Here is a 24,305-nt window from a genome sequence, read left to right on the forward strand (position 1 = left end):
GTGCTAACCAGCCAGCATGATCGAGGTCAGCTCACATGGTGCGCGGCTGCCGTCCCCACAACTCACCGTCTTTGTGGTCGACGATGATGCCGCCGTCCTGGGATCGTTGCGGTTCCTGCTGGAGACCGATGGCTTTGCCGTGCGGACCTTCAGGAGCGGCACGGCGCTACTCAATGTCAGCGGCGCGACCGGGCCGGACTGCTACGTCATCGACTACAAGATGCCGGACATCAACGGAATCGAACTGACCGGCCGCTTGCGCAAATCCGACCGCGACGCGCCTGTGGTCCTGATCACCGGCTATCCCGACGAGAACATCTCGGCCCGGGCGGCGACGGCGGGCATCAAGGACGTGGTTTTGAAGCCGCTTCTCGACGAAAACCTGGTCAAGTGCATCCGCCATGCCATCCAGGACCGCCCCCGCGCCTGACCTACGGGATTCTACGTAAGGCACCCTCCTTAAGATATCGCTCGAAATTTTCGAAGCCTCCGATACCGCGTAGGAAAGCGCCATCACAACGGAGATGGCGCAGATGCTGACCCAGACAATCAACACCCAGGCGATCAACACCCAAATCGGTGGCAAGATTGCCCCTGCCCATCCCGTAACCGACCAGTTCGGCGCGATCACGGGCCATGTCGGCCTGGTCGCCTCCGAGTTCTCCTACGGCAAGGACGAGGAGATCTACGGCGACGACGAGGCGGCCGAATACGTCTATCAGGTGGTCACCGGCGCGGTGCGCAGCTACAAGCTTCTCTCCGACGGCCGTCGCCAGATCGGCGCCTTCCATCTCCCCGGCGACGTGTTTGGCCTCGAATCCGGTCCCACTCACCGCCTCGCCGCGGAAGCCATCATCGATACCACCGTGCGCCTGGTGAAGCGCGCGAGCCTCGAGAAGGCCGCCGGCACCGACGTGCAGGTTGCCCGCAAGCTCTGGGCGATGACCGCCGGTGAGCTTCGTCATGCCGAGGACCACATGCTGCTGCTGGGCCGCAAGACCGCGATGGAGCGTGTTGCGACGTTCCTGCTCGAAATGGACCGCCGCCTCGCCGTTGCCGGCATGATGGCGCTGCCGATGTGCCGCCGCGACATCGGCGATTATCTCGGCCTCACCCTTGAAACCGTATCGCGCGCACTGTCGCAGCTTCACGCCCAGGGCATTCTCGGTTTCTCCGGCGCCCGCCAGATCGTGCTGCGCAACCGCCAGCGCCTGCACAATCTCGACGCCTGATCGGTTTTCTCCCCCCGTGACTTGGCCGGCCGAACCCGATTCGGCCGGTCTTTTCTTTTGTCGCGATCATGCCTTGCGCCGGGTTTCCGGCATCATCAGCAGGATCAGAAGGAGCCCCGTCGCGGCGACGCCGGACAGCCCGATGAACGCGGTGGCATTGCCGAACTTGTCGCTGACATAGCCGCCGAGCACCGTGCTCAGCGATGCGCCGATGCCGGTCGCAGTCCCCACGATCCCCTGCGCCAAGTTGAAATGACCACTGCCGAAGGCGACGTCGGCCACGATCAGCGGAATCACGACTGCGAACACCGCGGCGGTGAAGCCGTCGAACACCTGCACCAGCACCAGCAGGTAGGGATCGCGCACGGTCGCAAACAGCAGTCCGCGAATCGTCAGCGCGCCGAATCCGATCAGGAGCAGCGGACGCCGGCCCCAGAGCTGTGCCTTGCGCCCGACCGTCGGCGACAGCAGCGCCACGATCGCCTGCGGCACGATGATGCAGGCGGCGACGAGCACGGTCGCCCATTGGCTCGACCGCGCCGTCACCGCGCTCGCCATCAGCGGCATCATCGCGGCATTCGCGAGCTGCAACAACAGCACGCTGAGCGCGAAGACGATGAGCGGACGCTGCCGGATCAGGTGCCAGATGTTGGTATCGCCGCGGTCCGCGGCCTCAGGCGGCATCTCGCCGTGACAGCGCCTGATGTCGACCTCATTCTCGCGGATGCGCGAGAGCGCGATCAGCGTCGGGATCGCGAGCAGGAAGGTGACCAGGAACACCGAGCGGCTCGACAGGAGATAGCCCGCGGTACCCATCACCGCCGCCGCGACGCCGTTGCCCAGCGAGGCGAACCGCGCGTTGCGGCCGAGCCGCTCGCCGATCGCGAGCGGGCCGACGAGGCCAAGGCTGATCGCGGCGATCGCCGGCCCGAGCACGCAGCTCGCCGCCGCGTGCAAGGTGGCGGCGGCGACCACAACGGGGAAGATCGGCATGGCGGCATAGGCAAGCGCGCAGGCGCCGATGGTCGCAATCGCGAGGCCGGCGACCAGACGCTCCGACTTCGCGGCATCGATGATCGCGCCGCCCGGCATCTGCCCGATCAATGCGACGATGCCGCCGATCGACAGCACGAGGCCGATCTCGACCTGGGTCCATTTCTGCGTCGTCAGATAGACCGCGATGAAGGGACCGAAGCCGGTCTGCACGTCGGCGAGGAAGAAGATGAACCAGTCGAGCCCGCGCAGGCTCTGGCGCGAGGGCGCCGGAATACCCGCGGCCGAGGGCGCAGCGACGCCGTCCTGTTCGGCGCGGCCGCCGCGATCCGCATCGTTCGGCTTCCTCGACAACAGCACAGGCGGTGAGCCCTCCCGGCACCTCACTGGATCGCTTGCAGCGGCTGAAGGCTGCCGGACGCGCCGAGCACGACGATCGGCGTGTCCTCCTTGTATTCCGGCGCGGCCGCGACCTGCGCCTTGGTCAATTCCAGCGTGATACTGTCCTTCTTGTTGGCGATCTTGCCGAAGCGCAGCGCGTTCCAGTCCACCACGATCTTGCGGCTGCCGACGCCGAGGAAGCCGCCGAAATCGATCGCCGCGGCCCGCACATGGCCGGTGCGATCGACGATGACGTCGACGATGCGGCCCATGTCCTCGCCGGCGGCGCTGCGAACGTCGCGGCCGAGCACCCCGTGGGCCTCGCTCGCGCCGATGATGGTCACCGAGGGCGGCGGGGCGGCGTCCTTGGGCGTCACCGGAACGGTCGAGACCGGCGGCGGTGCCGTCGGCGGCGCATTCGCTTCATTCTGCCCTGCGGGCTGATCCTCCGCGGCGCGCGACGGTGCGACCGTCAGGGCAACCATGATCGCCACGCTCAGGATCAACGCTCCGATCGCACGCATGACACCCTCCTCATGATGCACCGCTAGCGCGCCAGCACGATCGAGACCTGGATCTGGCCGCGTGTGCGCAGCACCTCCAGCGCCACGTCGTCGCCGTGGCGGCTGACGCGAAGATCGACGCTGGATTCGCCGAGGCGCAGATCGCGCAGGATCACCTCGTTGAGGAACGCCGGCAGATGCGGATTGCGCAGGCGAATCTCGCCGCGCGTCACGTCGAACTCGAGGCCGAGCGCCGCCTCCAGCAGCGTGAACGGCGTCGCGCTGGCCCAGGCCTGCGGCGCGCAGGCGACCGGGTAGAGTGTCGGGCCGCGCCGCTTCTCGCGCCGGAAGCCGCAGAACAATTCGGGCAGCCGGCGCAGATCCATATAGGTCGCGGCATCGAACAGCCCCTTGAAGACATGCGCCACCGAATGCTTGAGGCCGTAGCGCGCGAGCCCGAGCGCGATCAGCGCATTGTCGTGCGGCCAGATCGACCCGTCATGATAGGACATCGGATTGTAGCGCACCTCGCCCTGCGCGACGGTGCGGATGCCCCAGCCGGAGAAGAAATGCGGCTGCATCAGATCGGCGGCGACGAGGCGGGCGCGATCCTCGCGGATCATGCCGCTGAACAGGACCTGCCCGGCGTTGGAGGTCCGCACCTTGCAGGGCCGTTTCTCGCCGTCGAGCGCGAGCGCATAGGTGCCGAGCTCCTCGCACCAGAACGCCTGCTCGAAGCGCTCGGCGAGCGCCCTGGCGTCGGCCTCGAGCTTGCGTCCCCGCTCCGGCTTGCCGAGCCGCAGCGCGCAACGCGCGGCGAGCTGCTTGGCAGCAAAGACGTAGCCCTGGACTTCCGCGAGCGCGATATTGCCCTCAGCAAGCTGGCCGTCGGCATGGAAGATCGCGTCGTAGGAATCCTTCCAGCCCTGGTTCGCCAGCCCCTTCTCGGTCGCGCGCTGGTATTCGACGAACCCGTCCTGGTCAGGATCACCAGGGCCGTCGATCCAGGCCAGCCCCGCCTCGATCGCCGGCCACAGCTCGATCAGCGTGGCCTCGTCGCCGGTGCGCTCGAAATAGCTCCCTGCGAGCAGCACGAACAGCGCGGTCGAATCGACGCTGCCGTAATAATGCGCGAACGGCACCTCCCCGAGCGCCGCCATCTCGCCGCCGCGCATCTCGTGCAGGATCTTTCCGGGCGCAGCGTCCGCGAGCGGATCGATCGCCGTGGCCTGGAAATGCGCGAGCCGGCGCAGGACGCCCTTGGCAACGCGGGGATCGACCCAGAGCATCTGGAGCGCCGTGATGAGGCCGTCGCGACCGAACGTGGTCGAGTACCAGGGGATGCCGGCATAGGGGTATCGCCCCTGCGGCGTCTCGGTCATCAGCATGTTGAGGTCGGCCATGGCCTGGCACAGCACCTCGTTGAAGATGTTGTTGGAGGTCTCGATGCTGGCCGCGCCCATGGTCAACTGCCGCATCTCGCGGCGGTGCGCCAGCAGCCCCGGGAAGAACCGCACCGGCTTTTCCGTCATCGGCCGGTTGCAGGACACGGCCACGAACAGCGATTTGGCCTGGTGCGGCTCCAGGTCGAGCTCCCAGGTCGCGGCATTGACCGAGAGCCGCGTCGGACGCGGGTCGAAATGCAGTCCGGTCGCCCGTTCGGCCTCGTCGAGGCCGCGATACTCGAACATGACGTCGGTCGGCCCGAGCAGCCGGCTGGTTCCGATGCCGCGGCGCGGCCGCCGCTCGCCGCGGACCTCGAACAAATCGGCGAAGTCGTTGCCGAACAGCAGCGTCAGGTCGACGCTGGTGCGCCGGTCGCCATGGTTCTGCACGCCGATGCGCTGATAGGCCGTGCCACGCCACAGGAAGATCGTGCGCACGATGTGCAGCAGGTCCTTCTGCAGAACGAGGCTGCCCTGCCGGTAGATGTCCGGATTGGTGAGATCGACGGTCAATGCCGAATTGTCGTCGCGCAGATTCGAGCCGAGCAGCAGCGGCTGGAGATCGTCGAGCACGAGCTCGAGCCGCGCGAGGTAGCGCGTATCGTGATGGAACAGGCCGTCCGGCCCGCCGGCGGATGCGCCGATGTCGCCATGGCTGTCGAGCACGATGAAGGTGTCGTCGTGCTTGAGCGAACGCCGTGGCCGTGCCGACGGCCCCGTCATCGGGATATAGAACGGCTGTTCCGCGACCTGTTCCGAGGTCCGCGTCACGGAGACGAATTGGGTGACGGCTTCGGCCGACATGAGCTGCTCCCCTGCGCCTGTTTCAAAACGCAACCGACTCGAGAAACGCGACTGTTGGTTTACGCGGCAGCTTGCGCGAGCCGGCTCATTTCCTGCGTGACCAGCTCACGATACGGCCCGTGGCCCTGCATCAGACGCTCGGGCGAGCCGTCCTCGATGATCTTACCATTTCTCAGCACCACCACGCGGTCGAAATTGCGCAGCGTCGCCAGCCGATGCGCGATCGCGATCACGGTGCGGCCGCGCATCAGGCGCGACAGCGCCTCGCGGATCGCCTCCTCGGACTCGCTGTCGAGCGCGGCAGTCGCCTCGTCGAGCAGCAGGATCGGCGCATCCTTCAGGAAGGCGCGCGCGATCGCGATGCGCTGGCGCTGGCCGCCGGACATCTTGACACCGCGGTCCCCGACCATGGTGTCGAGGCCGTCAGGCAGGCTCTCGACGAAGTCGCAGCGCGCAGCGATCGCCGCGCGCAGCACCTCGTCGTCGGTCGCGTTCGGCCGGCCGTAGCGGATGTTCTCGCGAATGGAGCGATGAAACAAGGAAATGTCCTGGGGCACGACGGAAATCGCCTCGCGCAGGCTCAGCTGCGTCACCTTGGAGATGTCCTGGCCGTCGATGGTGACGCTGCCCTCGTCGACGTCGTAGAAGCGCTGGAGCAGCGTGAAGAGCGTCGACTTGCCGCCGCCGGACTGCCCGACGAGGCCGACGCGCTGGCCCGGCTGGAGGCGCAGGCTGAACCGCTCGAAGATCTTCTCGCCGCCGGGATAGCCGAAGGTGACGTTGTTGAATGCGATTGCAGCGCCGCTCTTCACCAGCGGCTCGGCCTCGGGGTGGTCGCGCAATTCATGCGGCACCAGCAGCGTGGCGATCGCCTCGGTCAGGCGTGCGACGTGCTGGGTGACGTCGACCAGGGCCACCGCAAGATCACGCGTGGCGCTCAGGATGGAGATGCCGAGCGTACAGACCAGCACGACATCGCCGGTCGTCGCCTGGCCCTTCTGCCACAGCGTGATTGCCCAGGCCATCAGCGCGATCGTCAAAAGCACGGTGATAACGGCATGCAACAGCCGCAGCTTTTCCAGATAACGCAGGCTGCGGCTTCGCGCGGCGAGCTCCCGGTTCACCGTCGCGTCGAACCGCTCATGCTCGTGGCCGATGCCGCAGAAGGCACGGACCAGCGGCATGTTGCTGATCACGTCGATCATCTCACCGTCGACCACCGCGGCCTTGTCGGCGAAATCGTCATGCAGCGGCTTGCCGGCGGCTGCCAGATGGAACATCGCAACCACCATGCCGCCGGCGATCACGACCAGGCCGAGGGCCATGTAAGGACTGACGGTTCCAATCAGGGCAATTGCCGCAATTGTGGCAATGCAGGGCGGCAACACGTTCCAGACGAACATGTTCTCGACGGTGAACACCGCGTTCGACGTCGCCGTGATGCGGCTCGTCAGCATGCCGGGCATCCGGTCCGAGAAGTAGCTCGGCGCATGCCCGGTCAGATGACGAAATATGTCACGGCGCAAATCACCCGTGACACGGACGAAAGTGAAGCTCGCCGTCCAGCTCGCGATCCGCCACAGGAAGTTGTCGGCTGCGATCAGCGACATGAGCAGAATGAATGCCAGCCATACGCTGCCGCCATGCCCCGGGCCGGCGGACAAGCTGTCGACCAGGGATTTGACGCCGTACTGAGTGCCCACGGAACAGGCAACGGCCGCCACGACGGCGGCCAGGATTACCGAATGCGAAGCGAGACGACGCCGGAGATAGCGCAAGACAAAGGCAAAAGGCCTGCGCGCGTATCCAGAAAGCTGATCCATATGGCTATCGCCCCGTTATGCTGATTTTCGTTTCGTTACTGGTCGAGTGAACATCGACCGCTTCGCCTCGGTTCCCGGGCAACGCCATCACGACATGCGGATGCGGGCGATGTGCGAAGATCTAGTGGCAGCATCGCGACGATCCCCCGACGTGTCGAATATGTAACGTTCGGAGGAAGGAACTTCGCAGGTGCGGGAACGTTCCCTTGGCTGGGCGTAGCCGGTGCCGATGTACGGGGGCTTTCAACGTTCATGATCGCAGAGGAGATGGTGAGATGCGCATCGCGCAGGTAGCTCCGTTGACGGAGGCTGTTCCACCCAAGCTGTATGGCGGCACCGAGCGGGTGGTGCATTGGTTGACGGAGGAGCTGGTAGCCCTTGGACACGACGTAACATTGTTCGCCAGCGGTGACTCGCAGACCTCGGCAAAGCTGGACGCGTTATGGCCGAAGGCGCTCCGTCTCGACGGTTCCGTGCGCGATCCCAATGCGCTGCACATGGTGCTGCTGGAGCGGGTGCGGCAGAAATGTGACGACGAGGAGTTCGACTTCCTCCACTTCCATCTCGACTATTATCCGTGGTCGCTGTTCCACCGGCAGCCGACGCCATTCGTGACCACGCTGCACGGCCGGCTCGACCTGCCGGAGCATCAGCCGGTCTTCAACACCTTCTCCAAGATGCCCGTCATCTCGATCTCCAACGCGCAGCGGCGGCCGGTGCCGCAGGCGAACTGGGTGACGACCATCCATCACGGCCTGCCGGAGAATCTGCTGACGCCGAAGCCGGCGAAACAGGAATATCTCGCGGTGCTCGGCCGCATCGCGCCGGAAAAAGGCGTCGACCGCGCCATCAAGATCGCGACTCATTGCGGCATTCCGCTCAAGATCGCCGCCAAGGTCGATCGCGCCGACCAGGATTATTACGACGAGCTGATCCGGCCGATGATCGAGAACAATCCGCTGGTCGAGTTCATCGGCGAGATCGGCGATCACGAGAAGTCGGACTTCCTGAGCGGCGCGCTCGGCCTCCTGCTGCCGATCGACTGGCCGGAGCCGTTCGGCCTCGTCATGATCGAATCCATGGCCTGTGGGACGCCGGTGGTCGCCTTCAACCGCGGCTCGGTTCCGGAGATCATCGACGATGGGCTGACCGGCTTCATCGTCGAGGACGTGATCAGCGCCGCCGGTGTGGTGAAACGCCTGCCGCAACTCGACCGCGCCGCGATCCGCAAGCAGTTCGAGACCCGCTTCACGGCACGGCGCATGGCGCTGGATTATCTTGCGGCCTATCGCAGCCTGACCGAGGCACAGGCGCCGCGGATCAAGCTGGTGAGCAGCGCGGAGTAAGAGCCACTCTCACCAAAGGCACACTCCGGGGCATCCAGTACGCCACGGCGTTTCGGTTCAAGCACTGCATTCTCTGGAATACTGGATCGCCCGGTCAAGCCGGGCGAGGACAGCGAATATGCGGTGGACGGATCACGGCACATGCGCGGCGAACTGCACCGCCCTATGCCACCACCGCCCGCTTCGGCTCGACAATCTCGAACATCCGCGGGAATTCGTCCATCAGTCCCATCAGCTCGGCGAGCTTCATCGGATTGCCCGCGAGCTTGACCTTTCCGGCGGCGACCGCTTCCGGAAAGCTCGTCAGCTTCGCGATCACCTCGTCCAGCGTCGACCGTGCCAGCGTGAAGCTGGCGTCCGCATTTTCCGCCTGCACCCCCTCGGTGTAAGTGAGCGCGCAATTCTCCAGATTGAGCACGAACGTCTCGCCGGTATCGGAAAATCGCCAGTTCAGGACGATGTGCTTGCCTTCCGCCTTGGGACCGTTGAGGCGGATGCCGAGCACGTCCCAGAGCTGGGAAGTGCGGAGCGCGGCCAGCGTCTCCCGCGGCATCGGCGGACGCGCCGGCACCTTCGGCATGCCCTGGCGCAATTCCTGCGCGCCGAACAGATAGGCGTTGCGCCAGGTCGCGCTCTCGGCGGCATAACCGAGCTGCTCCAGCGTATCGGCCAAGAGTGCGCGCGCCGCCGCATTGTCAGGCTCGGCAAAGACGAGATGGCCGAGCACCTGCGCGACGAAACGGAACTCCCCCTTGTCGAAATCGGTGCGCGCCCGCGCCAGGATCGCGTCCGCGCCGCCCATGTACTCGACATACTTCCTGCCCGACTCGACCGGCGGCAGCGGATCGAGATTGACCGGATTGGCATCGTACCAGCCGAGATATTTCTGGTAGATCGCCTTCACATTGTGCCGGATGTGGCCGTAATAGCCGCGGCCGTGCCAGGCGCCTTCCAGGCTCTTCGGCAGCTGGATCGTCTCGGCGATTTCGGCCGCGGTCAGGCCGTGGTTCATCAGGCGGATGGTCTGGTCATGCGCGAACTTGTAGAGGTCGCGCTGCTGCCGGATCATCGTGCCGATGCGCTCAGCCCCCCACACCGGCCAATGGTGCTGGCCGCACATCGCCTCGGCCTTGCCGTCCCAGAGCTGCAAAGCCTCGCCCAGATATTTCGACCAGGCCAGCGCGTCACGCACGTCGGCGCCGCGGAAGGGCAACAGATTGTGGAAATTGTGCGTGCAGTTCTCCGCGAGGTTCAACAGCCTGTAGCGCGGGACGAAGAAGTGCATCTCCGCCGGCGCTTCGCTGTTCGGCGCCATCTGGAATTCGAATGCGACGCCGTCGATCACGCGCGTATCGCCGGTCGCCATGATCAGGTCCGTGGGCCGCAGCAGCGCGACGGAGCCCGCCGCCATCGACTTGCCGAGGCCGCAATCGACCTGCCCGCGCACGCCCTTGGCGAGAAGGGGTCCGAACTGGTACTGCGCCCGGCGCAGCATCGCAGGTCCTGCGATGATGTTCTCGGAGACGGCGTGCTCCATGAACAGGTTCGGCGCGATGATCGGCACGCTGCCAGTAGCGAGCACATCCTCCGCCAGCACGCCGCGCGCGCCGCCGCAATGGTCGGTGTGGGTATGGGTGAAGATGATCGCCGCGACCGGCCGCGTGCCGCGGTGCTTGAAATAGAGATCGAGCGCGGCGCGGGCGCCTTCGATCGAGGTCAGCGTGTCCACGACGATGGCGCCGCTGTCGCCCTCGATCAGCGTCATGTTGGCGATGTCGAGCCCCCGCACCTGGTAGACGCCGGGCACGACCTCGAACAGGCCGTGCTGCATGTTGAGGCGCGACTGCCGCCACAGGCTCGGATTGACCGTGTGCGGTGCCTGCTCGGCGGACAGGAAGCCATAGGGCTCGAGGCTCCAGACCGTCCGCCCTTGCGGATTCGTGATCGCCGCGTTCTCGATCGTGCCGAGAAAGCCGCGCGCGGCGTCATCGAAGTCGCGCGTGTCGGAAAACGGCAGTGCGTTGAACATGGCCTCGTGCCGAGCGATGACGGACGGCGATGCGTCCTTTGGCTCACTGCTGGATTCCGTCATGTTGCTCCTCCCCGCCTGATGCACGGCATCTAACCGCATCTTGCGGTCGATTGCCATTGGAGGAGACGAAGGAAATGGAGCGAGATGCCTTCTCCCTTCCCCGCGAGGAGAGGGTGCATGGGCTAGGCAGCGACGCCTTCAACGGCTTGGCGCGATGCCGTGGCGTTGTCCGCCATCCGCAGCTCGCTGGCGAGCACGTAGCCGCCACGATTCTGCTTGGCCCGATAAAGCGCCTTGTCCGAGCGCGACAACAGCGCCTCTGCGGTTCGGCCGTCGTCCGGGGCGACGGCAACGCCGACGCTCGCACCGAGCTCGATCACTTGTCCGTCAACCTCGTATGGCGTGCCGATCGATTGCACGATCCGCCGTGCCATCGCCTCCGCGTCGGACGCGGCGCGCTGCACCAGGACGAACTCGTCGCCGCCCATGCGGATCACGAGGTCGTCAGGCCCGGCCAGCGCCTTGAGCCGCCCGGCGACCTGCTTCAGCAGCGCATCGCCGGCGGGGTGGCCGAACCGATCGTTCGCTTCCTTGAAGCGGTCGAGATCCAGCGTATGGACGGCAACCATCCCGGCCGACAGCATCACGGGCAGATCCCTTGCCAGCACCGAACGATTGGACACGCCGGTCATCGGGTCGGAGCGCGCGAGCTGCTCGAACTGGCGCTTGAGCGTGATCTGGCTGATCGAGGCGTTGAAGCTGAGCCGAACCATCTCGAAGCTCGCGACCACGTACATCAGAATGAGGAGACCGAGCCCGACATGGCGGAGATCGGGCTGCATGAAGCTCACGATCGCGGCAGGCGCGGCGATCGCGGCGAGATCGAGCAGCGCCGCAGCGGGACGCAGCGCCAGCCGCGCCACCACGCCGGCGCCGAAGCCGAAGCCGATGCCGACCGCCATCACGCAGCAGAGCGCATCGCCCAGCACGATGCTGCGCGCGGCGAACACGCCGAGCACGAGGGCCGTTACAACGGTGCCGGCAATATAGCGCCGTTCCCAGCGCACGGCCTCGGCCCGGCCGAGCCGCGGCGGAGCCGCGAGGCGGCGGCGGAATGCAAATATCTCGACAAGACGGACAATCGCCACCAGCACGCCGGCGACCGTCAGGCCGGCCGTCATCATGTCACCGGTCTCGTAGATCGTGATGGCGCCGACCATCGCCTGGCAGGCGGCCGCGAGAATGGTGGGCATCATCGTGCCGTGAAGGCCCGTGATGACTTCCAAATGGACGGCGTCCGAAATCGACGCCGGTCCGGATTCCATTCTGTTGAAGAACATGCCAGCTCCCATCCACTGGCATTTATCTACCGAAGACCCGTAAAGATGCGTTCGCTACTCAAGGATCGCATTTGAGCGTGCGGATTTACCGCGCATTAGCCATGTCTCGCCCCAGGACGGACGGAGACGCATGCTCATCGTCTCCGTCCCCACCACGCGGCGGCTACATGCCCAGCAAGCGAGGCAGCCAGAGCGACAGGCCGGGCCAATACGTCACCACCACGAGGAATCCCAGCATCGTCAGCAGCCACGGCCACACCGCGACCGTCAGCTCGGTGATGCCCATCTTGGCGATGCCGGAGGCGACATAGAGGTTGAGGCCGACCGGCGGATGGCACAGCCCGACCTCCATGTTGACCGTCATCAGGATGCCGAAATGGATCGGATCGATGCCGAGCTTGATCGCGACCGGAAACAGGATCGGCGCCATGATCAGGATGATGGAGGACGGCTCCATCACGTTGCCCGCCATCAGCAGCAGCAGGTTGACGAGCAGGAGGAAGCCGATCCACCCCAGGCCCTGGTCGATCATCCATTGCGCCAGCGCCTGCGGCACGTTCTCGTAGGTCATCAGGAACGAGAACAGCACGGCGTTGGTGATGATGTAGAGCAGCATCGCGGAGAGATTCGCCGACGACAGCAGCACGCGCGGCACGTCGCGCAGCCTCAGGTCCTTGTAGATGAACACGGCCACGATGAAGGCATAGACCGCGCTGACGGCGGCAGCTTCAGTCGGCGTGAACAGGCCGCTATAGATGCCGCCGATCACGATCACGATCAGCAGGATGCCCCAGATCGACTTGCGGAATGCATCGAGACGCTCGAGGAAGGTGGCTTTCGGCATCCGCGGATAGTCGTTGCGCCAGGCCCGATAGAACGTGGTTGCGCCGAGCAGCGAGGCGAGCGCAAGCCCCGGCACGATGCCGGCGATGAACAGCTTGCCGACCGAGCTGTTGGTGGACACGGCGTAGAGCACCATCGGGATCGACGGCGGGATGAGAATGCCGAGCGAGCCCGACGTCGTGATCACGCCCGCGCCGAACCGCTTCGGAAAGCCTTGCGCGACCATGGCGGGAAGGATCACCGAGCCGATCGCCACGACGGTTGCCGGCGAGGAGCCGGAGATGGCGGCGAACAACGCGCAGGCGACCACGCCCGACAGAGCCAGACCGCCGTACCAATGGCCCACCAGCGAGGTTGCGAAGGTGATCATCCGCCGCGCCACGCCGCCATGGGTCAGGAAATTGCCGGCGAGGATGAAGAACGGGATCGCCATGATCTCGAAATTCTCGATGCCGGTGAACAGCTTCAGCGCCACCGATTCGGTCCGCACGTCGGTCAGCGTGAACATGAAGCTGAGCACGGTCAGACCCAGCGCGATCGAGATCGGCATGCCTGTCAGCATCAGCGAGAGCAGCAGCGCGAACACGATGGCGACGCGCACGCCCTGCGGCAGCGTGATGAGATGGCCTGCATGGGCGAAGCAGATCGCGACGATCAGGACCGGCAGCAGCATCAGGATCCAGCCGAGCGGGCTGCGCTCGTCGCGGACGACCTGGCTGGGCGTGACCGGCGCCGGATGCACCGGATCCGCCTCGACACCCTCGACGCCCGCCATGTCGTGATGCGGCAGCTCGCCGGTGCGATAGAACGACCAGGCGACCTGCAGGAAGCGGAAGCACATCAGGCCGGAGCCGAGCGGGATCGTGAGATAGACCATCCACATCGGCGCTTCGAGATCGTTGGATTGCTGGCCGCTCTGCCACATGTGGCCGACGAAGGCGGCTCCGAAATAGCCGACGATGGCGGTGAAAAGCGCGCCGCACAGAAGACCGAAAGTGATGACGCGCCGGCGCGATCCGCCGGGAAGCTGGTTGACGAGCACATCGACGCCGACATGGATGCCCGTGCGCACGCCGTAGGCGGCACCGAACTTCGCCATCCAGATGAACATGTAGATGCAGAGTTCCTGTGCCCAGGACAGGTCGAGCGCGGCAAGCCACACGAACACCGCTCGCGCCGGCACGGCAAGGAAGGCGAGATTTCGCGCTTCCGCCCATTTGGCGATGTCGATCGACAACCCGGCACCGTAGCGATGCAGCACGGCGACGAAGATGAGCGATGTCGCAGCCGCGATCATCGTCGCGATCAGCCACTCCTCGAGATGATCGAGAAAACGATTCAGCGCGCGCAGCAACTTGGTCCCCCCGGATTGGATCATTCAAGCGCAACGGCCGGGAGTGCGATCACTCCCGACCGTTGGTATTGTTCTTATTAGGGCGCAGCCCGTCAGTTCATCTTGACGTCGAGTTCCTTGGCGAGGAGATCGAGCACCTCCTGCCCAACCCGCCCCTTTGCCCATTTATACGTCGGCTGCATCGCCTCCTGCCAGGCCTTGCGGTCGGCGTCGGTGAGATAATGCAGATTGGTCTTCCCCGTCTTCTTGATCCCCGTGGGTCGGTCAAAATCCCCCGGGTATGGTCACTTGAAACTCCCCCACCTGATGATCGCCGTCAGCGCCGCTGAACAGCAGTAGCCGGTCAGGCAGGACGTTTATGTTCGACCCCTTTAGCCAGCAAGGGGCCGGGGAGTTGAACGTCTTGAAGCGACATCTGCAAAGCACCGTACTTACATTACTTGATCGCAACACCAGCCAGCGCGAGATTCACCGGCTGACGGGTGTCGATCGCAAGACGATCCGGCGTTATCAGGCGCTGCGGGCCGGTGCGGAGGCAAATTCCCCCGGGGAAGTGACCACCGGCTCGGTGAGCGCGGACGGCCAAATTCCTCCACCCCGACCACCGGCTTTTGGGACATCGGAAGCGACGGTCACCAGCAGCCTGGCCCGTTCGGCTTGCGAAGCGCATCGGACGTGGATCGAAGAACAGGTCCGGCTGAAGCGGAACGCGCAGGCGATTTACCAGGACCTGGTTGATCAATTTGGCTTTCCGTCCAGCTACCAGAGTGTCAAGCGGTTTGTGCGCCGGTTGCGGCACGCTGATCCTGAGCAGTTTGATCGTCTTGAGTTCCTCCCCGGCGAGGAAGCTCAGGTCGACTATGGCGAGGGCGCGCCGACGGTTGATCCGAAGAGCGGGCGGTACCGTCGTCCCCGCCTGTTCGTGATGACGCTACGCTACTCGCGGCGCAGCTTCCGGCGGGTAGTCTGGAAGTCCAGCCAACAAGTCTGGGCGCAGCTCCACGAAGAGGCGTTCCGGTATTTTGGCGGGGTCCCCAGCTATGTCGTGCTCGACAACCTGAAGGAAGGCGTCCTCAAGCCGGATTTGTACGAGCCCCAGCTCAACCCGATTTACAGCGCGATGCTGGCTCATTACGCCGTGGTCGCCGATCCCGCGCGCGTGGCCGATCCAAATCGGAAAGGATGCGTCGAGAATGCGATTCAACATACCCAGGGCACTGCGCTGGCCGGACGGCGCTTCGAGACGCTGGAGGCGCAAAACGAGTTCTTGAGGCACTGGGAGGAGAACTGGGCTTCCAAACGCATCCACGGCAGCACGCGCCGTCAGGTCGAGGCGATGTTCCAGGAAGAGAAGCCGCACCTGCGGCCGCTGCCTGTCGCTCCCTTCCGCATCTTCACCGAAGTCGTCCGGACTGTCTGCGACGACACCACCGTACGCGTCGACAACAGCTATTACGCCGCGCGGCCCGCGCCGATCGGCAGCCAGGTCGTCGTGCGCATCTACACCACCACGATCGAGATCCGTGATCGCCACACCCGTGCGCTGCTGCGTGTTCATTCCCGGATGGCGCACCCCGGTTCTGTCGTCCTGCCGACCAGCGAACGGCCGTTCAACCCGTCGCGGCAAACCGCCGTGCTGCTGGCGAGCGCCGAGCGCATCGGACCGCAGACCAGGGCCTTGTGCCAGCAGGTGTTCGACACCGAAGGGCGCCCCGGACAGCGCGCGATGTGGGGCATTGTCGGGCTGGGCCGGAAGTATCCGGCGCGGCTGGTCGAGCAGGCCTGCGCGCACGCCATCGACAACCGCATCTACCGCTACAAGCACGTGCGTGCGACCGTCGAGCGGTTGTTCGAACAGGCGATCGAGCAGGTTGGAGTGACGCCACAGCCGGCATCGCCGCTCACCCAGGATCATCCGCTGATCCGTACCCCCGCGGAATACGGCGACCTCTTCAGCCGCGCTGTGCGGCGCGACGCCGACGACAATGGTCGGCAGGCCGAGGCTCACGACGATCACGCCACGGCAATCCGCGCTCGTGTCGCCTGCGCAACCCCGGCCAACTCCGGCGCCACGAGCGCTCCCGCTGCACCTTCTCACCTTAAACTGGAGACCTAGCCACATGATGACCATGCCGGAAATTGAGCGTTGCCTACGACAGCTGCGCCTGTCGGGTGTCCGCGACACGCTGCAGACGCGCGTGCTCCAGGCGCAGGGCGCCAACCAGCCCTTCCTCGAGACCTTCTCCCTTATCCTGCAGGATGAACTGGACCGTCGTCAGTCCCGTCTTATCGAGCGGCGATACCAGCAATCCGGGCTCGACGAAAAGCTGACGCTCGCCGAGTTCGACTGGTCCTTCAATCCCAAACTGCCACGTCAGACCTGCTTCCAGCTCCACACCCTGGCGTTCATTGCCGCTGGCGAGAACGCTCTGCTTGTTGGCAAACCTGGCACCGGGAAGTCGCACATCGCCAAGGCGATTGCCTATCAGGCGATCCTGCAAAGCCACAAGGTCCAGTATCTTGAGACCGACGACTTCTTCCACCGCTACGCCCTGAACTCTCCGGCACAACGCGAGGTCCGGCTGCGAACCATCATCGACTGCGATCTCCTCGTGCTGGACGATCTATTCCTCGCACGCGCCATCCCCGACGACGCCGGCACTTTGCTGCAGACCCTGATCCATCAGCGTTACAAACTGCGCCGCAGCGTCATCGTCACCTCCAATCGCGTCGTGCAGGATTGGGGGGCATACCTTGGGGACAACACTATGAGCACGACGATCCTCGATCGCCTTATGCATCATTGCCATCTGCTTGAGTTCGACGGACGCAGCTATCGGCTCAAAGAAGCCGCTGAAGCTCTTGCCCGGGAAACAAACTCAAACTAACAGTCCCTTGTCCTGCCTCGCGGGTGGAGGAATTTGACTGACCACACCCGGAGGAATTTGAAGTGACCCGCGGGGTCTTGATCTCGGCCAGCGCGTCCTCGTTCTCCTGCCGCGCGATCGAGTTGGTGTAGTCGGTCGCCTCCGCCATCGCCTAGTCCAGCTTGGTGCGGATATCGGGCGGAAGACCTGACCAGAACTTCGAATTGACGATGACAGCATATTGCAGATGCGCGTGATAGGATACGGTGATGTCCTTCTGCACCTCGTAGAACTTCTGCGTGAGGTAGTTTGACGCCGTGTTCTCGCAGCCGTCAACCACGCCGGTCTGCAAGGCCTGGTAAACTTCCGAGAACGCCATGATCTGCGGGATCGAGCCCATGATGTGGAGATACTGGTCGGCGACCTTCGATCCGGAGATGCGGAATTTCAGCCCCTGAAAATCGGTCGGCTTCATCAGGGGACGGTTGGCGGACAGCATGTGGAAGCCGTTGTCCCAATAGGCGAGCCCGGTGATGCCCTTGGCCTCGAGCTTCTGGAACAGCCACTTGCCGATCGTGCCCTTCATCGCGCTGGCATAGGTCTGGTCGTCCCTGAACAGCCAGGGCAGGTCGAGCGCCTCGAACTCCTTGATGCCGAGCGGCGCGAATTTCGCCGTCGAGGGCGCAAGCATCTGCACCGAGCCGAGCTGCAGCGCCTCGATCTCCTCCTTGTCCTTGTAGAGCGTGGAGTTCGGGTAGACTTCGACCTTGACCTTGCCGTCGGTGTATTTCTCGGCGAGCTCCTTGAATTTCAGCGCGCCCTTGCCCTTCGGGGTGTCGTTGGCGACCACGTGGCTGAACTTGATAACGACGGGACTCTGGGCTTGGGCGATGGCGGGAGCCAAGAGAACAGCCGCGGCGGCGACCGCGGCAAGCAGCGTGCGCATGAACGTACCTCCCAACAACTCGGAAACCGGGTTCTTCTTGTTTTTCAGGTCGGTCCTGGCAGCAATCCGCTACCCGAACAACTGGACCCAAGCCCCTGTTTGCCGCAGCCAAGCTAACTTGAGGACCGCTGCATGCGCAACCCGGTGTCGGCGCGCGTCCAAAGGGAACGAGCGCTTGTGCCGCAATGCGGCAGTGCAATCAGCCTTTGCGCTGGGCGACCATGAAGAGGCGCCGGAACGGGAACAGCGTCTGCCCCGCAGCATTCTTCGGATAGGCCTTTGCGACGCGCATCCCGTAGGCGGCTTCGAACGCGATCTTCTCCTCGCCTTGCAGGACGTCGAGATAGCGTGTCAGCCAGGTCCCCTTGGTCCATTCCTTCACGGGGTTCTCGCCCTCGAGCACCTGCAGATATTCGGTCTCCCAGATGTCGATATTGGCCGACATCGGCGCGAGCAGATCGTGATAGAAGGCCGGTCCCTCGACCGGCGGCGGGGTGACGAGATGCTCCACCTTGGACCGCCACGGACCATCCAGCGCGGTCTCGCCGATCAGCACATGCGAAGGCGCGGTGAAGTTGCGCGGCATCTGCACCGCTAAGATGCCCCCACGCGCCACCTTCTCCATCAGCGACGGAAACAGTGCCGCATGATCGGGCAGCCAGTGCAGTGCGGCATTGGAATAGATCAGGTCGTACTGCCCGGCGGGACTCCAATGGCCGAGATCCTCATGTGACCATTCCACGTCCGGCGCGGCCTTCCGCCCCGCAGCGACCATCTCGGCCGAGCCCTCGACACCGGTCACGCGCGCATCCGGCCAGCGCTCCCTGATCAGCTTCGTCACGTTGCCGGCGCCGGCGCCGAGATCGGCGATCGCGCGCGGGGCAAGATCCGGAATCCGCATCAGGAGGTCGACCGCGGGCCGGAGCCGATGGCCGGAGAACTTCAGATATTGCTGCGGGTCCCAGACCATCGCGTCAGCCTTTTCTTTTTCGTGTTTCCTTCGCCGAAGCCCTTGGTTACCACTGCTCGTCTCGGTTCGGCAAATCGCCGCACGCGGGACGGGGCAGGAAACGAACAGCAAAACGCAAAGCAACCAAGAGAGCGTGCGACCATGGACCTCGGGCTCAAATCGAAAACCGCTGTCGTCACCGGCGCGAGCATCGGCATCGGCCGCGCCATCGCCAAGGGCCTGGCGGCGGAAGGCGTGCGCGTCATCGGCGTGGCGCGCCGCACCGACCTGCTGGCCGAGCTGGCGAAAGAAGTCGGCGGCGGATTGATCACGCCGTTCGAGCAGGACGTGATGGCCAAGGACGCCGCCGAGAACATTGCGGCCTTCGCGCTGAAGGAGCTCGGCCATGTCGACATCCTCGTCAACAATGCCGGCGGCAGCCGTCCCCTCCCCGTCGATGCGCCCGACAGCAAGTGGGACGAGGCGATCGCGCTGAACTTCACCAGCTATCGCCGCATCGCGCATGCGCTGCTGCCGCAGATGATCGAACGCAAATGGGGCCGCATCGTCAACATTACCGGCAAGTCCGAGCCGGAAGGCCTCAACGCCGCCTTCGCCGCCAAGGCCGCCGTGCACGCCTGGGCCAAGGGCCTGTCGCGCGAGATCGGCGCGCACGGCATCACCATCAACTGCATCCCGCCGGGCCGCATCATGAGCGAACAGATCCGCCGCAACTACGCGCCGGATTATCGCGAGCGCTTTGCGGAAGAGGAAATCCCGGTCGGCTATTGGGGCGAGCCGGAGGACCTCGCGGCCCTCGTGGTGTTCCTGGCCTCGCCGGTGGCGCGCTACATCACGGGCACGGTGATCCCGGTGGATGGGGGTTTGCGGAGATATCAGTTTTAGGCAGGCAGATGCCCCAAGGCGCGCACGTCGTCCGCGTCGCGCGACGGAGCGATCTGCCCGCCGAACTGGCGCAGGGTGTGCGGCGAATTGATCACGCCCTTCGAGCAGGACGTGATGGCCGAGGTTGCCGCTGAAAACACGGCCGCCTTCGCGCTGAGGGAGTTCGGCCACGTCGACATCTTCGTTAACAATGACGGCGGCAGCCGCCCGCTCGCGCTGGACTTCACGGGCTATGGCCGCATCGCGCATGCGCTGTTGCCGCGGATGATCGAACGCAAACGGGGCCGCATCGTCAGCATCGGAATCCACTCGGCCGGCGAAACGCATGCGGTGCCCGCTTTGGCGCCCGATCTCACGGTTTGACGTAGCTCCAGCCCTGTTCCTGCAACTCCATGACGCGGACGACACCGGATTTGACAACCGTGGCCTGCGGAATCAGACTTATGTCCTTGTTCTCCGCCTTACGCATGTTTTCCTGCGTATTGCCGCAAGCCTTGAAGGAGATTTCCGGATGGCCCATCGCGAGGACCTCGATGCGCGGCTTTACAGGCGAGGTGTCATCGCGCAGCATGTGAAGCCCGGGACCAAAGGTGACGACCTCGATCGACACTGGTTCACCGAGATCGCGGAAGTATTGCGCGACGTTGGTCGCATTGTTGAGTGTGAGGTTCATCATCGCAGGTTCGTTGGAATTGACCTGCAAGATCAGCCGATGTGACTTCCTGGCGGCCTCAGGTTTGGTCATCTGAGCCAGCGCTCCCTCGTTCGCGGGGTTGCGCTTGCTGGTGTGAAGCTGCCCAGGTTTTCCCGCTTGCTTATCTCGACTTGAATGCTTCTGGCTGCCCGCCTGGGTCGTCGCGCTCGCCTGCAGGATCGACTGGTTGTCCTGCTGCGCCTGCGCGTCCGGTCCAGCCAAAAGCAGCATCGCCAAGCTGCTGGTGACTGCCATCGCCAACTTTGGATTGATCATCTCGTTTCTCCCTCTCCCTGATCCTCACCGTCCTGGTCTGGCGACCGCATGTGGCCATTTGCATGCAGCCCCAACTTTCTCGCGCACGTTCCTGAATCCGCCGAGCGGGAATTGTCCCTCCTGCACCACGCCGGTGCGGATGGAGAGACGCACATTGATGTAACCGTCATCGGGCAGCGACCTCAGCAACCGCACGACGTCGCCCCCGAAAGCAACGCCGGAGCCGAATGACGGCGCGGCAGCCGCGAGTTGCATTGGCGGCTCCGCATTGAGCTGAAGGGAGACGGCGTATTCATTGGCACTGCGTGACATCGTCGGTCCTGCGACTACGATTTCCGTGCGGCCTTTACGGCAGTGGATTGCGAGTTGCATCGCAGCACCATCCGAACTGCCGATCGAAGAGGTGGTGGCCGTGACGATTGGTGAATAGTCGACTGGCGAAGTGGTCTCGCTGATCAGCCAGCCATCGTCTGACGCGCCCCGGCCGGGCGGTGGAATCCTGCGTGACAGATCCTGAAGACATTCCACCCGGCCTTGCCCCGCCATCGCCGAGCAAGCCCGAAGTGCTTCCATGGGATCGCTCGCGCTTTGCGCGTAGGCGATTCCGCAGGCCACATTGAAAGCGACGGCGAGCGGAGGAGCCGCACTCTTCATGGCCGAGCCTGTGCGCTGCGCGCCTTGCGATCCAGCCAATCCTGTGCGGCCTGGAAGCGAGTGAGCCCTGGAACGGTTGCCGCGAGATTGATCGACTGCCATTTCGAATCGAAGCCCGGCGCCTGCAGCCTGTCGATTCGCGAGAACAGATAGTCGACGAGGCGCGCCACGCGTTGGTAGCGATTCGATTGTTGCGGCCAGTTGAACGCAACGAGCGCTGTCGGCACCGCAATCGTCGAGATCCGCTCGCCTTGCCTGATCAGACTGGGATACTCATTGGCCTCAAGGGTCGCGGGCAGATAATAGTCCTCGAACTTCCTGTCGTAGTTGACCGGCAGGAACTTGAATCCAGCATCCCAGCGGCCCCTCACGAAGGCGTCGACGGGTTTCGATGTAATGAACACGACGGCCGACATCTCGCCTTTGCGCATCTGTTCCAGGGCCAACTGATGCGGAATGAACGTCTTGTCGACATCGATGCCGAGACGGCTGAAGATCAGTGGTCCTGAATAGGCCGCTGCGGTGCCTAAGGTGTTGAAGTTCACCTTCTTGCCGGCAAGATCCTTCAGGCTTGTGATCTCGGGCCGTACAAAAATGTGCAGCTCGGATGGGAAGAGATTGAGCAGATACGTGATGCGGCTTCGGATCTGCGGTGCCTGAACCTTATATTCGTCGAGCGCATCGGAATTGATGATGGCGGTATCGACGCCACGCAAATACAGCAGCGCATTCAGATTGTCGGTGGCTCCCCGCGTGACGATCGGCAGGAGATGCAGGTTTGCTCCGTCGTCGACGACGCGAGCCATTTCTGCGGCGAGGCGGATCGGTGCGCCCTCGAGCAGACCGCCGGCGAGCCCGACCGTCCAGGCGTTCATCCGATCCTTTTCACTCTCCGGCGGGAGCGGCCTTCGGACGAGTTGAGCATCAGTCCTGGTATTTCCCGCCGTTTGCGCTTCGAGGCAGGCCGTCTGAAGCAGCATCGCGACCGGCAGCAACCCGGCGAGCAGGAGCAGCGAGAGTGACCTTGGCGCCTTGTTCATGTCGTTTCCCTTCCGAATCAGCCACCGCAACCGTTGGTCCGCAGGACTGCAACACGTCCACTCTCAGCGCTGCAGCGCCTCCAGGCGTTCCTTCGCTTCGCGAATGCCGCCCCGGTGTGCCTTCGCGTAGAGCTCTCGCGCCTTGGCCGCTTCGCCGCGCGTTCCATAGGTCCCCCAGGCGGAAAGAACCGCCGGATCGTATGTCTCCGCGAGCATGAAGCTTGCCTGCGCAATGTCCTTCTCGGCCGCGAACTCGAGAACGATCCGCGCTGCACCGATATTTCCCTGATCGAGCAACGCCCTGGCGCGCGGGATCAATCGGGCCTCCGCCTCGGCCTGGTTTGCGGCTTTCAGCGGCTCTGCGACAGTCGCTTCCGCGCTCCGCGCCGCCGGCAAGATTGGGCCTCGATTTGTTTGCTCCGCCTGGTGGCGAGCATCGGCTGGGGCCGATGCCGATGCACGGTCTTTTTGCCTGGCCTCGGTCCCGCTTCGCTGCTGTTGCAGCGACTGCCGCAGTTCGGCAATCTCCCGGTTCGCTGCCTGTCTCTGCTGCGAAGCGGCATCGTTCGCCTCGCGCAATTGCACGTTCCGGGTTTCGATCTCACGGCGCGTTTCCGCAAGCTCCCTCGCCAGCGCGGTTGCATGCGCCTGGGCCTCTTCTCGGTGTTGTTGTTCGGCATTGGCCGCTACCGCTCGCGCTGCTTCGGCCTGGGCAACGAGGTCGGCGTTCTTCTGCCGCTCGGCTTGCAGGGACTGACGCAGCTCCGCAACCTCCCGTCCCACGACCTTCTTTTGTTCCGCGGCCGCAGCTTCCGCCGTGAGCGATGCGCGAGGTATTGCGGCGAGTTCGCTCGCGAGCGCGGCGGCGCGTGACTGCGCCTCGTGGCGTTCCTGCTCGGCGCTCGCCGCAGCCGCCTGCGCTGCATTCGCCTGCTTCACGAGGAGTCCACTTCTTTGCCGCTCCTGCTGCAGGGCCTGCTGCAGTTCCGCGATCTCCCGCGCCGCCGCATCTCTCTGCTGCGCGGCCACATCGTCCGCGTTGCGGGATTTCGCGTTGCCGGCTTCGATCTCGCGGCGGGCTCCGGCAAGTTCGTTCGCGAGTTCGGCGCTGTGGGCTTGCTCCTGTTGAAGTGATTTCCGCAGCACCTCCGCCGTGATTTCCGCCGTGTGCGCGCGCTGGACCGCCTCGTCGAGCTCCCTACGCGCTTCGGCCAGCTCGTTGGCGGACGCATCAATGCGCGACGCGTCTTCGCCCAACCGCTGGCTTGGTTGCACCACACTCGCTGGCTCCGCCTGCATCAGCGCTCCGGTCGCTTCGCGCTGAAGGAGTGCTAGCGAGCCGGTCGGGATTTCCAGCCGCTGATCGAGGCTGACGGCGACATCGCTGCCGATGTGCGTCATGGTCGGTTGCGCCGTGAATGGCGTGAACAGGCCGAGCAGGGAAGCCCCGGCGAAGATGACGGGGATCAGAATTGCGGCCGCCACGAGCGAACCGCCCGATCGTTCGTCTTCCGGATCGACATCCTCCATTGCAGGGTACCAATGGGTGGGCGCGGGATTGATCGGAGAGCCGTCCTGCCAGACCCATTTGCCCGCCTCGGGTGACCAGTGGCCGATCTCAGTAGCCCCGGTCGCATCTTCTACCCAGATGCCTTCTCCGCTCCTCGGTGCTGTTTCAATTGGTCGGCGCATGCATACGCCTCTCTCAACGGCGACTCTAATGGCGCGGATGACTTGGCCTGGTCGCATGGTCCGATGCTTGATGAGAACACGCTAGTTCGAGAATGACGTTAAGGCGGTCCGCCGCCATGATTAAATTTATTAAATATATAATATTATATAGTTTTAAGGACATGGTAAGTCAAATTAAATATCGG

General features: G+C 64.3%; 19 protein-coding genes and 2 pseudogenes. 7 read left to right on the forward strand and 14 right to left on the reverse strand.

The window, feature by feature from the left end:
* Positions 1-16 precede the first annotated feature (16 nt).
* Positions 17-430, forward strand: coding sequence for a response regulator transcription factor (locus ABIF91_RS03580; protein WP_028179368.1), 414 nt, complete (start codon positions 17-19; stop codon positions 428-430).
* Between the two features lie 103 nt (positions 431-533).
* Positions 534-1,232, forward strand: a complete 699-nt coding sequence (locus ABIF91_RS03585) for a helix-turn-helix domain-containing protein (RefSeq protein WP_028179369.1) — start codon at positions 534-536, stop codon at positions 1,230-1,232.
* A gap of 66 nt (positions 1,233-1,298) precedes the next feature.
* Here ABIF91_RS03585 and ABIF91_RS03590 read toward each other — a convergent pair whose 3' ends face one another.
* From ABIF91_RS03590 to ABIF91_RS03605, 4 genes are read right to left on the reverse strand one after another with little or no spacing between them, the layout of a single operon-like run.
* Positions 1,299-2,585, reverse strand: a complete 1,287-nt coding sequence (locus tag ABIF91_RS03590) for an MFS transporter (protein WP_035718009.1) — start codon at positions 2,583-2,585, stop codon at positions 1,299-1,301.
* Between the two features lie 23 nt (positions 2,586-2,608).
* Positions 2,609-3,130 (reverse strand): PRC-barrel domain-containing protein, encoded by a 522-nt coding sequence (locus ABIF91_RS03595; RefSeq protein WP_028179371.1) that lies wholly within the window; start codon positions 3,128-3,130, stop codon positions 2,609-2,611.
* Positions 3,131-3,153: 23 nt separating this feature from the next.
* On the reverse strand, positions 3,154-5,358 hold the full coding sequence (locus ABIF91_RS03600; RefSeq protein WP_028179372.1) for an amylo-alpha-1,6-glucosidase: 2,205 nt from the start codon (positions 5,356-5,358) through the stop codon (positions 3,154-3,156).
* 59 nt (positions 5,359-5,417) lie between these two features.
* On the reverse strand, positions 5,418-7,181 hold the full coding sequence (locus ABIF91_RS03605; RefSeq protein ID WP_028179373.1) for an ABC transporter ATP-binding protein: 1,764 nt from the start codon (positions 7,179-7,181) through the stop codon (positions 5,418-5,420).
* Positions 7,182-7,456: 275 nt separating this feature from the next.
* Between ABIF91_RS03605 and ABIF91_RS03610 the strand changes: the two genes are divergently transcribed.
* Positions 7,457-8,527, forward strand: coding sequence for a glycosyltransferase family 4 protein (locus ABIF91_RS03610; protein ID WP_028179374.1), 1,071 nt, complete (start codon positions 7,457-7,459; stop codon positions 8,525-8,527).
* 163 nt (positions 8,528-8,690) lie between these two features.
* Here the strand turns inward: ABIF91_RS03610 and ABIF91_RS03615 are convergent, their stop codons facing one another.
* The 4 genes and pseudogenes from ABIF91_RS03615 to ABIF91_RS03630 form a co-directional block, all read right to left on the reverse strand.
* Positions 8,691-10,619 carry an alkyl/aryl-sulfatase gene (locus ABIF91_RS03615; RefSeq protein ID WP_424578761.1) on the reverse strand — a complete coding sequence of 643 codons (1,929 nt, stop codon included), beginning with the start codon at positions 10,617-10,619 and terminating at the stop codon, positions 8,691-8,693.
* A 122-nt stretch (positions 10,620-10,741) separates the two neighbouring features.
* Positions 10,742-11,899 carry a GGDEF domain-containing protein gene (locus ABIF91_RS03620; RefSeq protein ID WP_028179376.1) on the reverse strand — a complete coding sequence of 386 codons (1,158 nt, stop codon included), beginning with the start codon at positions 11,897-11,899 and terminating at the stop codon, positions 10,742-10,744.
* A gap of 163 nt (positions 11,900-12,062) precedes the next feature.
* Positions 12,063-13,343, reverse strand: coding sequence for a TRAP transporter large permease subunit (locus tag ABIF91_RS03625; protein WP_035718011.1), 1,281 nt, complete (start codon positions 13,341-13,343; stop codon positions 12,063-12,065).
* Positions 13,344-13,562: 219 nt separating this feature from the next.
* Positions 13,563-14,120: pseudogene (locus ABIF91_RS03630) on the reverse strand (TRAP transporter small permease); the annotation flags it as partial.
* A 334-nt stretch (positions 14,121-14,454) separates the two neighbouring features.
* On the opposite strand from ABIF91_RS03630, the gene istA reads away from it, so the two are divergent.
* Both istA and istB read left to right on the forward strand, forming a co-directional pair.
* Positions 14,455-16,212: an IS21-like element IS1631 family transposase gene (gene istA / locus ABIF91_RS03635; RefSeq protein WP_100214066.1), complete on the forward strand. Its 1,758-nt coding sequence runs from the start codon at positions 14,455-14,457 to the stop codon at positions 16,210-16,212.
* A gap of 4 nt (positions 16,213-16,216) precedes the next feature.
* On the forward strand, positions 16,217-16,984 hold the full coding sequence (istB, locus tag ABIF91_RS03640) for an IS21-like element IS1631 family helper ATPase IstB (RefSeq protein ID WP_038952109.1): 768 nt from the start codon (positions 16,217-16,219) through the stop codon (positions 16,982-16,984).
* A 69-nt stretch (positions 16,985-17,053) separates the two neighbouring features.
* Here istB and ABIF91_RS03645 read toward each other — a convergent pair.
* Positions 17,054-17,909, reverse strand: a pseudogene (locus ABIF91_RS03645) (DctP family TRAP transporter solute-binding subunit); the annotation flags it as partial.
* 199 nt (positions 17,910-18,108) lie between these two features.
* Positions 18,109-18,879, reverse strand: a complete 771-nt coding sequence (locus ABIF91_RS03650; RefSeq protein WP_028180385.1) for a methyltransferase domain-containing protein — start codon at positions 18,877-18,879, stop codon at positions 18,109-18,111.
* 141 nt (positions 18,880-19,020) lie between these two features.
* On the opposite strand from ABIF91_RS03650, the gene ABIF91_RS03655 reads away from it, so the two are divergent.
* Both ABIF91_RS03655 and ABIF91_RS03660 read left to right on the forward strand, forming a co-directional pair.
* Positions 19,021-19,764, forward strand: coding sequence for an SDR family NAD(P)-dependent oxidoreductase (locus ABIF91_RS03655; RefSeq protein ID WP_035674790.1), 744 nt, complete (start codon positions 19,021-19,023; stop codon positions 19,762-19,764).
* 114 nt (positions 19,765-19,878) lie between these two features.
* A complete protein-coding gene (locus tag ABIF91_RS03660; protein ID WP_424578762.1) occupies positions 19,879-20,127 on the forward strand; it encodes a hypothetical protein in 249 nt (82 codons plus the stop codon).
* Here ABIF91_RS03660 and ABIF91_RS03665 read toward each other — a convergent pair.
* From ABIF91_RS03665 to ABIF91_RS03680, 4 genes are all read right to left on the reverse strand, one after another.
* Positions 20,117-20,734, reverse strand: a complete 618-nt coding sequence (locus ABIF91_RS03665; protein ID WP_244430025.1) for a hypothetical protein — start codon at positions 20,732-20,734, stop codon at positions 20,117-20,119. The two genes, ABIF91_RS03660 and ABIF91_RS03665, sit on opposite strands and share 11 nt — an antisense overlap.
* 24 nt (positions 20,735-20,758) lie before the next feature.
* A complete protein-coding gene (locus tag ABIF91_RS03670; RefSeq protein WP_028180381.1) occupies positions 20,759-21,388 on the reverse strand; it encodes a hypothetical protein in 630 nt (209 codons plus the stop codon).
* Positions 21,385-22,428, reverse strand: coding sequence for a TAXI family TRAP transporter solute-binding subunit (locus ABIF91_RS03675; protein WP_028180380.1), 1,044 nt, complete (start codon positions 22,426-22,428; stop codon positions 21,385-21,387). The genes ABIF91_RS03670 and ABIF91_RS03675 overlap by 4 nt, the downstream gene beginning before the upstream one ends.
* A 63-nt stretch (positions 22,429-22,491) precedes the next feature.
* A complete protein-coding gene (locus ABIF91_RS03680) occupies positions 22,492-24,120 on the reverse strand; it encodes a hypothetical protein (protein WP_157783717.1) in 1,629 nt (542 codons plus the stop codon).
* Positions 24,121-24,305: the final 185 nt, after the last annotated feature.

Source organism: Bradyrhizobium sp. USDA 241 (assembly GCF_049739505.1).
GTDB classification, from domain to species: domain Bacteria; phylum Pseudomonadota; class Alphaproteobacteria; order Rhizobiales; family Xanthobacteraceae; genus Bradyrhizobium; species Bradyrhizobium liaoningense.